Origin of the sequence: Streptomyces sp. NPDC050509, from assembly GCF_044457965.1 — a bacterium.
Taxonomy (GTDB): domain Bacteria; phylum Actinomycetota; class Actinomycetes; order Streptomycetales; family Streptomycetaceae; genus Streptomyces.
In genome coordinates this window covers 466,468-479,670 of record NZ_JBITHL010000002.1, presented here as the reverse complement: position 1 = coordinate 479,670, position 13,203 = coordinate 466,468, and the positions used below count along the sequence as shown (strand labels likewise).

Sequence of the window (13,203 nt, the reverse complement as noted above, 5' to 3'; positions counted from 1 at the left end):
CGCCGTCAGTACCCGCGCGCGCCGTGCTGCTGGCGCAGCGCCGCCACCTGCCGGTAGAGCTGCACCGCCTCCGCTCCCCTGCCGAGCTGTTCCAGGCAGTGGGCCTCGTCGTTGCGGCTGGCGAGCGCGTCGGGGTGGGTGGCGCCGAGCACCCGGTCGCGGGTGTCGGCGACCTGCCGGTAGACGGAGAGGGCGTCGGACCAGCGGCCGAGCCAGCCCAGTCCGACGGCGACCTCCCGGCGGCTGACGAGGGTGTCGGGGTGGTCGGCGCCCAGCACGCGTTCGCGGATCGCGCAGACGTCACGGGACTCGGCGAGCGCCTCCTCCCAGCGGGAGAGACGTCCGAGGTTGACGCAGAAGCCGTGCCGGGCGCGCAGCGTCTCGGGGTGGTGCGCGCCCTGGATCCGGGTACGGTCCTCCGCCAGCGCGCGGTAGAGCTCCAGCGCTTCCGTGCTCTCGCCGAGCCGGCCGAGGCTGATGCCGACCTCGTAGCGGGCGGCGAGGGTGTCGGGGTGGTCGGCGCCGAGGGATTCTGCGCGGCCTGCGGCGACCTCGCGGTAGGCGGTCAGCGCCTCGGGCCAGCGGCCGAGCTGCCCGAGCGCGTACGCCACCTCGTACCGGCTGATCAGGGTGTCCGGGTGGCCCGGGCCGAGCACCCTGGCGCGCGCGGCGGCCACGTCGCCCGCGAGCCGGTGGGCGTCGTCGAGCCGGCCCAGTCGGCCGAGGTTGTAGGCGAGGTTGTGGCGGCAGCGCAGGGTGTCGGCGTGGTCGGGGCCCATGGTGCGTTCGCGGGAGGCGAGGACCGCCGCGAAGACCTCGTGGGCCTCGAAGTGCCGGCCGAGCTGGCCGAGTACGTACGCCGTCTCCTGGCGCGCGGCGAGCGTTTCCGGGTGGTCCGGGCCGAAGACCCGCTCGCGGCCCTCCGCGACCCGGGTGAACTCGCGCAGCGCGTCCGCCGTACGGCCGGTCCTGCTGAGGGTGAAGCCGACCTCGTAGCGGCTGCCGAGGGTGTCCGGGTGGTCCGGGCCCAGCGCGTGCTCGCGCTCGGCGGCGACCGCGCGGTGCACCTCGCCCGCCTCCTCCCACCGGCCGAGCCGGCCGAGGCTGAGACCGGCGTTGTGTCTGCCGGTCAGGACGGCGAGCTGGTCGGGCGAGGGGGTGGGCCGCCCCGTGGCGGCCGGCCGGGGGTGCCCGGCGCGCGGGTCGGCGGGGGTGGTCCACTCGCCGGTCAGCCCCGCGGTGGGGTCGGGCGGAGTGGGCCGCAGGTCTGCCGGGCCGATCGCCTTGTGCCCGGTGGTCATGGAGCGGGTCCAGGACGGCAGGGGCCCGCCGTCGGGGCGCCCCGTCCCGTACCCGCCGGGGGAGTACGCGGCCGTGACCGCCCCGGGGCCGCCGAGCGCCGGATGGCCGTAGCCGCCGAGGCCGACGCCGAGTCCCGTACCGACGCGGGCTGCGGTGATCCGCCGCCGGAGGTCGCCCGCGTCGGCGGGGCGCTCCTCGGGGGTCTTGGCCAGCAGGTCGAGGACGATCCCGTCGAAGAACGCGGGCAGCTCCGAGCGGTGGCCGCTGGGCGCCTCGGGGATGGTGTCGCGGTGGCCGACCAGCACCGACCAGGCGTCCTCCAGGTCGAAGGGCGGGGCGCCGGTGGCGATCTCGTACAGCACGCAGCCGAGGGAGTAGAGATCGCTGCGGTGGTCGACCGGGCCGCCGCCGATCTGTTCGGGCGACATGTAGTGCGGGGTCCCCATGGCGATGCCCGTACCGGTGAGGCGCGAGGTGAAGCCGATGTCGTGGCCGAGGCGCGCGATGCCGAAGTCGCAGATCTTCACCGCGCCGCTGGTGAGCCGCATGATGTTGGCGGGCTTCAGATCGCGGTGGACGATGCCCTGTTCGTGGGTGTACGCGAGGGCGTCCGCGACCTGCTCGGCGATGTCGACGACGTCGGCCACCGGCAGGACGTTCCCGTGGTCCTCCAGGAGCTGGCTGAGGTTGCGGCCCTCCAGCAGTTCCATGACGAGGTAGAGGACCCCGTCGTACTCGCCGAAGTCGTGGACGACGGTGACGCCACGGTGCTGGAGGGCAGCGGCGACCCGGGCCTCGCGGCGGAACCGCTCGCGCATGATCCGGGTGAAGGAGTCGTCGCGCTGCGGGCCGAGCGGCTTGAGGCATTTGACCGCGACCTGCCGGCCGAGGGACTCGTCGCGTGCCCGCCAGACCTCGCCCATCCCGCCGCGTCCGATGAGATCGAGCAGCCGGTAACGGCCCTGGATCAGCATGCTGTCCGCCATCGCGTGCCGTGTCCCCCCGTCACCCTCGCTGCGCCCTCCCCGGCCCGTCCAGTATGGCGGCCCTGGCCTGGAGTGTGTACGGGGCGGGACACGTGTCGGGCCCGGACAGCCCGGGACCGGCCGCTGAGCCTGTCGTCCCCGCCGTCCCTGCCCCGGTCGTCTCCACCGCCACGCCTCCCCTGCCCCGTGCCACCGCCCCGGTGGTCCACCGGGGGTGCGCACAGGCTATCGCCGGGCGCGGGCGGGGCCGTACGCCGCCGGGGAGACGCCGGGGCGGCGGGACGGGCTCCTGACGGGCGGAGCCGCGTCGGGCGTTGCACGATGGCAGCATGCTGCTGGCACCGCTCGCCCGTGTCTCCCGGGAGGTCGCCGAGAGCTCGGCGCGGACCCGGAAGATCTCCCTGCTGGCCGGTGTCTTCCGGACGGCCGGGCCGCGGGACGTGCCCGTCGTCATCCCCTATCTGGCGGGGCGGCTGCCCCAGGGGCGGATCGGGGTCGGCTGGAACGCGCTGAAGGACCCGCCGCCGCCCGCGGACCGGGCCACGCTGACCGTGCACGGCACCGACGCCGTGTTCACCGCGCTCGCGGCGGTCTCCGGGGCCGGCGCGCAGGGGGAGCGGCGGCGGCTGGTGCGGGAGCTGCTGGGGGCGGCCACCGCGGAGGAACAGCGGTTCCTGGTGGGGCTGATCTCCGGCGAGGTACGGCAGGGCGCGCTGGACGCGGTCGCCGTCGAGGCGCTCGCGCAGACGTCGGGCGCCTCCCCCGCGGCGGTACGGCGGGCGGTGATGCTGGCGGGCTCGCTGCAGCCGGTGGCCGAGCGGCTGCTGGCGGAGGGTCCGCATGTGCTGGAGGAGTTCCTGCTGACGGTGGGCCATCCCGTACTGCCGATGCTCGCGCAGAGCGCCACGAGTGTGGCGGAGGCGGTCGAGCGGCTCGGCGCGTGTGTGGTGGAGGAGAAGCTGGACGGGATCCGGGTGCAGGTGCACCGGAGCGGGTCCACGGTACGGATCTTCACGCGCACGCTCGACGAGATCACCGACCGGCTGCCGGAGGTGAGCGCGGCGGCGCTGGGGCTGGACGGGGACCGGTTCGTGCTGGACGGGGAGGTGATCGCGCTGGACGAGCGGGGCAGGCCGAGGCCGTTCCAGGAGGTCGCCGGCCGGGTCGGGTCACGTACGGACGTCACCTCGGCCGCGACGGCGGTGCCGCTGTCGCCGGTCTTCTTCGACGTCCTCGCGGCCGACGGCGAGGATCTGCTCGATCTGCCCTGCGCGGACCGGCACGAGGTGCTGGCGCGGCTGGTGCCCGAGCCGATGCGGGTACGGCGCCTCGTCGTCCCGGGCGGTTCCGGGGTCCCCGACGACGCCGGGGAGACGTTCCTCCGGGAGACCCTGGACCGGGGGCACGAGGGGGTGGTGGTGAAGGCGCTCGACACGCCGTACAGCGCGGGCCGCAGGGGCGCCGGCTGGCTGAAGGTGAAACCGGTGCACACCCTGGATCTCGTGGTGCTGGCCGCCGAGTGGGGCCATGGCAGACGGACCGGCCGGCTCTCCAACCTGCATCTGGGCGCGCGGCGGGACGACGGCTCGTTCGTGATGCTCGGCAAGACGTTCAAGGGGCTGACGGACGCGATGCTGGAGTGGCAGACGGGCAAGCTGCGGGAACTGGCGCTGCGGGACGACGGCTTCACCGTGACCGTACGTCCCGAACTGGTCGTCGAGATCGCGTACGACGGACTTCAGCGGTCGTCCCGCTATCCGGCGGGGGTGACGCTGCGCTTCGCGCGGGTGGTGCGCTACCGCGAGGACAAGACGGCCCAGGAGGCGGACACGATCGGCGCGGTGCTTGCGGCCCACGGCCGGGACCCGGAGCGGCCGGGCTGAGAGACCCGCCGCCCCGGGAGCGGTGTGCCTACGGGGCCGCCGTGCCGCGCGGGACCACCGACGCGAGGACGGCCGGCAGCGTGTGCCAGTCCGCCGAGATCAGGCTCGCGTCGCGCTGCGCCAGCAGCGCCAGCCGGTCGCGGGCCTGCTGCTCGGTGGGGCTGGTGGCGTCGATGGCGGGCGCCACGTTGTGCGCGTCCGTCATCAGCAGGAAGTAGTTCCGCTGGGCGTACCAGGCGGTGTCGATGGTGCCGTTCGCGTACGTGGCGGCGTCGCCGTCGAAGAAGACGAACCAGGGCCTGATCGTCGCGTCCGTGTACCGGGTGCGGGGATCACCTGCCGCGGCCTTGTGGACGGCGGGGAAGGCCGCGGCCTCGCCCAGCCTGCCGGCCGCCTTGAGGTCGCGCAGGTAGGTGGCGTACTCCCGGTCGGTCCACAGGGTGTCGAGCGGGTTCTGCTCCTCCACCGTGCCCGGGATGAGTTCGACGATGAACTTGCCCGCGAGCTGCGCGCGCGTCGGCCAGGCGCCGGCCTGGGCCGCCTGGTCGAGATCGGCGTGGCCGCCGGCCAGATCGGCGGGGCGGTAGAGGGCGTCGCCGAGCTTGGCGGTCAGCAGCGCGTCGAGGGCGGCGGGGCCTCGGCCGCCCTGGCCCTGGAATCCGTCCTTCATCTCCAGCTTGAGCACGACGGGGCGGTGGCCCGGGTTGGCGTCGTGCCAGACCTTGATGTCGGCGAGGCAGCCCGGCAGGTCGCGGTTGCGGGTCTTGGTGCGCAGTTCGGCCGGGACGGCCGCGTTGACGCAGTTGTTGTCGTTGCCGATCGGGTTGGAGTGCGACACGCGCCAGGAGGCGCCGTACACGTTGGTCCACACGTCGAGTTCGAGCATGCCGGCGCCGGAGTCCAGGGCGTCGGCGAAGTAGGGGAAGGTGGCCTTCTCGTACGCGTTGTGGACACCGACCCCGGTACCGGAGGGGTAGGACAACTGGCCGGTGTCGGCGGCCCCGGCGGGGGTGGTGACGAGGGCGAGCACGGCGGCGGCGCCGGCCGCCAGGGTCGTACGGAGAAGCTTTGCCATATCCCTTGGTTCCTCTCGGCATGCATGTCTTGGGCATGTCAACAGAGAGGCAGCGTAAGGGAGTTCGGTGACGAGCGGGAGGACATCGGGCCTACGGACACGATCACCGGGGCGACGGGCGGGGCGAGGGGGCCGGAAGACCGGGGCACGAAGGAGGCGCCGGGCGTGACGGCGCGCCCCACCGCGTCTTCACGGTGGGGCGCGCTCGGGCACATGGACGCGCACCGGCCCGGGGGCTCTCGTACGGCGCTCCCGTACGGGCGTCCCGGTACGGCCGCTTCTCTCAGCCGACGCCGTACGGGAGCGGCCGGCTCGTCACGGGAGCTGTTCCTCGATGGCCGCCCGTCCCCGCTCGGCCAGTCGGCGCCGGGCCCAGTCCAGGCTCTCGGGGGTGAGATCGCGGCCGGAGGCGAGTGCGAGATCCTCGGCCGTCACCTCGTCGCAGGCTCCGGTGTGCAGCAGCCGGTCCGGGGTCGCGCTCTCGATCAAGGGCTGCTCAGCGGACTCTTCGTTCATGCCGCCTCCTCGTTCGTCCGGTGGGCCCATTCTCGTGCCCTCCGGGCCGGGTCGCATCCCCGGTCGGCCCCGTCGTCCCCGGTCAGCCGCGCCGGCCGGGATCCGGCGCGGGCCCGGTCCTGGCGGCGTACTGCCGCCCGAGCAGTTCGGCGAGGCCGCGCCGGGTGGCGGCGAGGACCACCCGGTCCCCGGCGTGCAGCACATAGCCGGGGTGCAGATCCCATACGAGCCCGGGCGGGCGCCGCCCCTCGGGCCCCGGCCGGGTGTCCGTGAGATCCGGCGCCCGGTCCCCCGGCTCCGCCGTGTCGAGCGCGATGACCCGCCAGGCACCGGGCCGGAACACCTCGGCGACCGTGCGCCCCTCCAGCCGGGGGTGGCCCGCGACATCGATGGCGGCGACCAGCAGCACCCGGCGTTCCACGGGGATCGCCCCGAGGATCTGGCGTCCCATCATGGCGATGGCGAAGGCCGGGGCCGCCAGGGTGGAGACGCTGCGGCTGCGGGTGAGCGCCCGGGGGTGGGCGGCGCGCAGGGTGCGGTAGACGGCGGTCGCGAAGTCGTCGTCGTACAGCCGCAGGGCCACCCGCAGGTCGGGGGCGACGGAGCGGGCGTAGAGCGCGGCCTCCAGGTTGGTGGTGTCGACGCTGGTGAGGGCGAGCAGGGCGCGCGCCCGTTCGATCTTGGCCGCTTCCAGCACCCCCTCCTGGGTGACGTCGCCCAGGACGGTCGGGATCCGCAGACTGCGGGCGAGCGCGATACCGCGCGCCTCCGGGTCCTCCTCCACGCAGACCACGGGGATGCCCAGCTCGCGCAGGCCGACCAGGACGCGGGTGCCGACCTTGCCGAGGCCGAGCAGGACGACATGGCCGGACAGACCGCGCGGCGGGCGGCGCAGCGCCGAGGCCGTACGGAAGGTGCCGAGGGCCTCCAGGACCGCGGCGAGCACCACGGGGAGCAGCAGAATCCCGGTGACCATGGCGAGGAGCTGCATGACCTGCCGGTTCACGGGCTCGCCGACCGCGGGGTCACCGATGGCGAAGAGATCGAGCAGGGTGAGGTAGAGGGCGCCCAGCGGGCGGACGCCGGTGGCGATCCACGAGGCGACGGCCAGCGCGAGTACGGCGGCGATGATCCCGGCGAAGGACCAGCGCAGCCGGCGGGAGAAGAGCGAGGCGAGCGGGGCGCCCCGGCCGGCGAGCCGGCTCGGCGGCAGATCGGGTCCGGCGTGGGACACGGCCTCCAGGACGACCGTACCGCGGCCGGTGGCGGCGGCGGCGCTCTCGTCGTCGGGCAGCAGCCGCGGCGCCTCCTGACCGCTGTTCTCCGAACCCTCCGTGCCCGCCGGGTCGTTGGTGGTGGCCGACAGCAGGGCGAGGGTGCACAGACCGGGGTCGGCGACCTGGCCGGGGCCCGGCGGGTTGCGTTCCACGGCCCGCAGCAGCAGACCGTCGGCGCGGATGACCTTGCTGGTGCCCGCGACGGCGGTGGCGGCCAGCGCGGGGGCGGCCGTGTCGGCGTCGGAGAGGACGGTGGTGGTGGCGTCCGGCGCCGCCGCGTCGAGGCCGGGGACGGCGACGGCGGCGGCCTGGTCGAGCAGTTCTTCGAGGTGCTGGCCGAGCTTGCGGTTGTAGAGCCGGATGACCAGGCGCAGTTGGGGGTTGAGGCGGCGGGCGGCGAGCGCGGCCCGGATGTTGGTCTCGTCGTCGTCGTGGACGAGGGCGAGCGCCGCCGCCTCCGTCACCCCGGCCTCCACGAGCGTGTCCTCGTCGAGTTCGTCGGTCTCCAGGACCCGCGGCCCGCTCCCCGCTCCGCCGGGGTCGTCGCCCGCCGGGTCCGGCAGGGTCGCCGCCGTACGGGCCATGGCCGCGGACATCCGGCCGAAGAAGGCCGAGGCTCTGCCGGACCCCGCGACCGGGGCGGGCGGGCGCCGGGAGGCCCGTACGGGCGGCACGACCAGCGTGACCCGCTCGCCGTAGACATGGCGCAGCTCGCCCGCCAGCCGGTGGGCCAGCGTGTCGTCGCCGCAGACGACCATGTGGCCCGCCGTGGATCCGTGGGGTACCTGGTGAGGAAGTGTGGACACCGCACCAGTGTGCCGCGCCCGTGTTCGGGGACGGCACAGCCGTCCCCGGCCGGGAGCGCGGCGGGGACGGCTGATCGCGTGTCGGACAGGGCCCTTCAGGACATTCCTGACGGAACGACAGGAATGTCAGGTCTTGTTGACGGAGTAGGAGTGGGCTCCCACCCCGGCCAGGCCGCCCTTGTCGACGATCAGATACTCGTCGCGCAGGGGGGTACCGGCGAACCAGGACTCCAGGATCTCCCGGGTGCCCGCCGCGTAACGGGCCTGCGCGGAGAGCGAGGAGCCGGAGATGTGCGGGGTCATGCCGTGGTGCGGCATGGTCCGCCAGGGGTGGTCGGCGGGCGCGGGCTGCGGGTACCAGACGTCACCGGCGTACCCGGCGAGCTGTCCGCCGCGCAGCGCGCGGTCGATGGCGTCCCGGTCGGCGATCTTCGCGCGGGCGGTGTTGATGAGGTAGGCGCCGCGCTTCATGGTGGCGATCAGCTCGTCGCCGAACAGGCCCTCGGTCTCCGGGTGGAGGGGCGCGTTGATGGTGACGACGTCGCAGTGCGGGACCATGTCGGCCGCGCTCGCGTGCCAGGTGAGGCCCAGCTCCCGCTCGACGGACTCGGGCAGCCGGTGCCGGTCGGTGTAGTGGAGCCCCACGTCGAAGGGGGCGAGACGGCGCAGGACGGCGAGGCCGATCCGGCCGGCGGCGACCGTGCCGACCTGCATGCCCTCCAGGTCGTACGAGCGGGCGACGCAGTCGGCGATGTTCCAGCCGCCGTCCAGGACCCACTGGTGGGAGGGGAGGTAGTTCCGTACGAGCGACAGCGTCATCATCACCACGTGCTCGGCGACGCTGATGCTGTTGCAGTACGTGACCTCCGCGACGGTGATGCCCTTGGCGATGGCGGCGTCGAGGTCGACGTGGTCGGAGCCGATGCCCGCGGTGACGGCGAGTTTCAGCTTCTCGGCCTTCGCGATGCGCTCGGCCGTCAGATAGGCGGGCCAGAACGGCTGCGAGATGACCACGTCGGCGTCGACCAGTTCCCGGTCGAAGACGGACCCGTCCCGGTCCTTGTCGGAGGTGACGACCAGGGTGTGGCCCTGGGACTCCAGGAAGCCGCGCAGCCCCAGTTCACCGGAGACGCTGCCGAGCAGTTCGCCCGGGGTGAAGTCGATGGCCCGGGGGGTCGGGGTGGTCTGGCCGCCGGGGTAGTGGTCGATACGGGGAAGGCCGTCCCGGGCGTAGGACTTCGGCCGGCCGTCCACCGGGTCGTCGTACAGCACACACAGCACCTTTGCCATGACTGCGGCTCCTCATCCGTTGCAGCGGGAAGGTGTCTCCACCTTCCCGGGGCCCGGTGACCACGGTCAAAGCGAACTTTCCTATGGCGGGATAGGACACGGCTATCCGGCGCTGGCCGTCCCGTCGGGGAGCTCCCCGGCCGGGCGCCGCTGCCGCCCCGGTCCGGGCGGGGCGGCCGGGCGCAGATGGGTGTCGAGGAGCCGGTCGAGCGCTTCCCGTACGCCGGCCTGTCTGGCGGTCTCCAGAAGGGCCCTGGCCAGAACGGGTTCGGGGGTGCGGTCGGCGATGACCAGGCCGACGCGGGGGCCGTGCGCCGGGTGCTCCAGCGGGATCACCCGCATCCCGTCGGGGACGCCGAACATGTGCAGCCAGGCGTGCGAGATGACGCTGGACCAGTGGCCGGCCGTGAGGTGCGCGTACAGTCCGGCGACCGAGTCGGTCTCGATGGCGGGGGCGACGGCGGGCGCCCCGTCGGCGGCGAAGTACTCGTCCATGATCCGGCGGTTGCGCATCTGCGGGGAGAGCAGGCAGAGCGGCTGCTCCGCGATGCTCGCCCAGCGGGCGACCGGGTGGCCGGAGAGCGGGCCGTCCTGCGGGGTGAGGAGCAGATAGCGCTCCTCGTAGAGCGGGGTTCTGCGGACCTGCCCCAGGCTGTCGTCGTCCAGATAGGTGAGGGCGATGTCGAGTTCGAACGCGGCCAGCTTCCGGGCGATGTCGCGCGAGGAGAGCGAGTCGAGGGAGACACGGGCGCGCGGGTGGCGTTCGACGAAGGGGGTGGTGAGCAGCGAGGCGGCGGTGAGCGCGGTGGGGATGGCGCCCAGCCGCAGCGTCCCGGCGAGGCCGCCGCGCATCGCGGAGAGTTCGTGGCGCAGGGCGTCGCGCTCGGCGAGGATCCGGTGCGCCCAGAGCAGGACCCGTTCGCCCTCGGGGGTGAGCCCTTCGAAGCGGCGGCCACGGCGGACGATGGGCACGTCCAGTTCGTGTTCGAGTTTGCGGATACCGGCGGAGAGCGAGGGCTGGGAGACGTAGCAGGCCGCCGCCGCCCGGGCGAAGTGGCGTTCCCTGGCCAGGGCGACCAGATACTCCAGTTGACGCAGTAACAACGCTCGCTCCCCTGCTCGTACGGCGTGAAGGGTCCGGTGGCGTACGGGTCACAGGGGTACGAGGGTGACCTCCGTGGCCTTGACTCCGGTCCAGACCGGGACCCCCTCGGCCAGGCGGAGTTCGGCCGCCGCCTCGGGGGTTATCTCGGCGACCAGGTCCGGGGCCCGGTCCGAGGTGATCAGGACGCGCAGTCTGCTGCCGAGGGCGGTGATCTCCCTGACCGTGCCGGGCCAGACGTTGCGCGGGCTGCCGCCGGGCCGCTCCCGGTGGACGGAGACGGCCTCCGGAGCGATGATCGCCAGGGCCCGCGAGCCGTCGGGCAGCGGCTCGGCGACCACCAGCCGGCCGCCCGCGTCGAGGGCGAACCCGTCCGGGCCGAAGGCGCCGGGCCAGGCGTTGCGGCCGAGCATCCGGGCCACCCACGGCGAGCGCGGGTGCCGGGTCACCTCGGCCGGCGGCGCGTCCTGGAGGACGCGCCCCTCGTCGAGTACGAGGACCCGGTCGGCGAGGGAGACCGCCTCGACCGGATCGTGCGTGACGATCAGGCAGACCCCGCCGAAGCCGTCGAGATGGCCGCGCAGGGTGTGCCGTACCTGGGCCCGGGTGGTCTGGTCGAGCGCGGCCAGCGGCTCGTCCAGCAGCAGCAGCCGGGGCCGGGCGGCCAGCGCGCGGGCGAGGGCGACGCGCTGCGCCTGCCCGCCGGAGACCTGGTGGGGCTTGCGGTGGGCGAGCTGGCCGACGCCGAGCCGGTCGAGCCAGCGCTGTGCGGTGCGGCGGGCCTCGGCGCGGGGTACGCCGTGGGCGCGCAGCCCGTACGCGGTGTTGGCGAGGGCGCTGAGATGGGGGAAGAGCGCGCCGTTCTGCGGGACCCAGGCGACGCCTCGGCGGTGCGGCGGCAGGGCGGTGACGTCCAGTTCGCCGAGGCGCAGCTCCGCGTGGGCGCGCGGCGTGAGTCCGAGGAGCGCGCGCAGCAGGGTGGTCTTGCCGGCGCCGTTGGGTCCGACGACGGCGATGGTGGTACCGGGCTCCGCGTCCAGGGTGAGCCGGTTGAAGCCGCTCACCTCGGCGTGCAGCGGCCACTGCTCCGACGGCTCTGGCGGCTCTTCCGGCGCTCGCAGCTCTTGCGGCGCCTCCGGTGCGGGGTTCCCGGGGGCCCCCGTACCGTCACCGTCCGGCAGCGGACCGCGCCCGCGTGTGCGGTCGGCCGTATGGCCGGTCCAGCGACCGCGCAGCGCGATCAGGACGGCCATGGCGATGGCGAGCAGCAGCAGGGAGACCGAGGTGGCGGCTTCCGGCGAGTCCTGGAGCAGCAGATAGACCTGGAGCGGCAGGGTCTGGGTGGTGCCGGGCAGGTTTCCGGCGAAGGTGATCGTGGCGCCGAACTCGCCGAGCGCGCGCGCCCAGGTCAGCGCGGCGCCCGCGGCGAGCCCCGGCGCGACCATCGGCAGGGTGACGGTGAGGAAGACCCGTACGGGCGAGGCGCCCAGCGACGCGGCGGTCTCCTCGTAGGCGGGCCGCAGCCCGGCGAGGGTGCCTTCGAGGCTGATGACGAGGAACGGCATCGCGACGAAGGTCGCGGCGACCACCGCGCCCGAGGTGTGGAACGGCAGGGTGATGCCGAAGGTGTCCTCCAGGAAGGGCCCGAGCAGCCCGCGCCGGCCGAAGCCGAGGAGCAGCGCCACACCGCCGACGGTCGGCGGCAGCACCATGGGCAGCAGGACGAGGGCGCGGACGAGGGTCTTGCCGGGGAAGTCCACCCGGGCCAGCAGCCAGGCCAGCGGCACGCCGAGCAGCAGCGAGAGCGCGAGCGCCGAGAAGGAGACGAGCAGCGACAGCTTCAGCGCCTGGACCACGCCGGGGCTGGTGAGATGGGTGCCCAGCTCGCTCCAGGTGGTCCTGGCGAGGATCCCGATCAGGGGCAGCAGCAGGAACGCGACGGCGAGCAGCGCGGGTAGCGCGAGGGCGGCGGGGGCGCGGAGCCCACGGATACGGGAGCGGCTCATCGGGTTCCCCGGGCTGGATCGGGTGGGAACGGCTGGGATCGGGTGGGAACGGGTCGACGGGGCCACGACGCGCCGCCGAGGCCGCCGCACCGGTCCGGGCGGCGGCGCGGCGGTGTGGCGGCGCGTCGTGGCGGCTGCTGCCGCTACGGCTTCTGGAAACCGGCCGCCTGGAGGATCTTCTGCGCCTCCGGGCCGCTGAGCCAGGTGACGAACGCGGCGGCGGCGTCGGCGCTCTTGGACGTCTTGAGGGTGGCGGCCGGGTACTGGGCGATCGCGTTCTGCGCGTCGGGGATCTCGACGGCGTCGACCTTGTCCGTCGCGGTGGCGGCGTCGGTCTTGTAGACGATGCCGGCGTCGGCCTCGCCCAGCTCGACCTTGCTCAGCACGGCGCGGACGTTCGGCTCCTGCGAGACCGGCTTCACATCGATCTTCTGCGCGTCCAGCACCTGCTTGCTGTAGCGGCCGACGGGCACCTCGGGGGCGGCCAGGACGACCTTCAGCTCGGGGTCGGCGAGGTCCTTCAGATTCTCGACCTTCTCCGGGTTGCCCTCACCGGTGGCGATGACCAGGCGGTTCTTGGCGATGACCGTCGGGGTGCCGGTGTCGCCCCTCAGTCCGTCCATGGTCTTGGTGTCGGCGGTGACCAGGGCGTCGGCGGGGGCGCCCTGGTTGACCTGCGCGGCCAGTTCCTGCGAACCGGCGAAGGAGAACGTGAGCTTCGTGCCCGGGTTGGCCTTCTCGTACGCGGCGCCCGCCGTCTTGAAGACGTCGGTGAGCGAGGCGGCGGCGAGCACGGTGAGCTGAGCCTTGGGGGCGCCGCTCGACGACGCGCCGTCCGTGGCTCCGGTGCCACTGTCCGACGCGTCGTCCTTGCCGCCGCAGGCCGCCAGCGGCAGGAGCAGGGCTGCGGTCACGAGCGCGGTGGCGGCGCGGCGGCGGGTGAGGGCGAGAGACATCAGA

The 13,203-nt window shown here is 74.1% G+C and carries 9 protein-coding genes; 1 reads left to right on the top strand and 8 read right to left on the bottom strand.

Annotated elements, in window-relative coordinates:
- Nucleotides 1-5: 5 nt before the first annotated feature.
- Entirely contained in the window at nt 6-2,288 is a 2,283-nt protein-coding gene (locus tag ACIBJC_RS07445; RefSeq protein WP_399289182.1) for a tetratricopeptide repeat protein, read from the bottom strand.
- A 329-nt stretch (nt 2,289-2,617) separates the two neighbouring features.
- On the opposite strand from ACIBJC_RS07445, the gene ACIBJC_RS07440 reads away from it, so the two are divergent.
- Entirely contained in the window at nt 2,618-4,171 is a 1,554-nt protein-coding gene (locus ACIBJC_RS07440; protein ID WP_399289180.1) for an ATP-dependent DNA ligase, read from the top strand.
- A gap of 28 nt (nt 4,172-4,199) precedes the next feature.
- Here ACIBJC_RS07440 and ACIBJC_RS07435 read toward each other — a convergent pair whose 3' ends face one another.
- The 7 genes from ACIBJC_RS07435 to modA form a co-directional block, all read right to left on the bottom strand.
- A complete protein-coding gene (locus tag ACIBJC_RS07435; RefSeq protein ID WP_399289179.1) occupies nt 4,200-5,246 on the bottom strand; it encodes a phosphatidylinositol-specific phospholipase C domain-containing protein in 1,047 nt (348 codons plus the stop codon).
- A 315-nt stretch (nt 5,247-5,561) separates the two neighbouring features.
- Nucleotides 5,562-5,762, bottom strand: a complete 201-nt coding sequence (locus tag ACIBJC_RS07430; RefSeq protein ID WP_399289177.1) for a hypothetical protein — start codon at nt 5,760-5,762, stop codon at nt 5,562-5,564.
- 82 nt (nt 5,763-5,844) lie between these two features.
- On the bottom strand, nt 5,845-7,797 hold the full coding sequence (locus ACIBJC_RS07425) for an NAD-binding protein (protein WP_399289825.1): 1,953 nt from the start codon (nt 7,795-7,797) through the stop codon (nt 5,845-5,847).
- A 174-nt stretch (nt 7,798-7,971) separates the two neighbouring features.
- Entirely contained in the window at nt 7,972-9,135 is a 1,164-nt protein-coding gene (locus ACIBJC_RS07420) for an NAD-dependent formate dehydrogenase (protein ID WP_399289175.1), read from the bottom strand.
- A 102-nt stretch (nt 9,136-9,237) separates the two neighbouring features.
- Complete coding sequence (locus ACIBJC_RS07415) at nt 9,238-10,239, bottom strand: LysR family transcriptional regulator (RefSeq protein WP_399289173.1); 1,002 nt, start codon at nt 10,237-10,239, stop codon at nt 9,238-9,240.
- 48 nt (nt 10,240-10,287) lie between these two features.
- Nucleotides 10,288-12,243 carry an ABC transporter permease gene (locus ACIBJC_RS07410; RefSeq protein ID WP_399289171.1) on the bottom strand — a complete coding sequence of 652 codons (1,956 nt, stop codon included), beginning with the start codon at nt 12,241-12,243 and terminating at the stop codon, nt 10,288-10,290.
- Between the two features lie 143 nt (nt 12,244-12,386).
- A complete protein-coding gene (modA, locus tag ACIBJC_RS07405) occupies nt 12,387-13,199 on the bottom strand; it encodes a molybdate ABC transporter substrate-binding protein (RefSeq protein ID WP_399289169.1) in 813 nt (270 codons plus the stop codon).
- Nucleotides 13,200-13,203 lie beyond the last annotated feature (4 nt).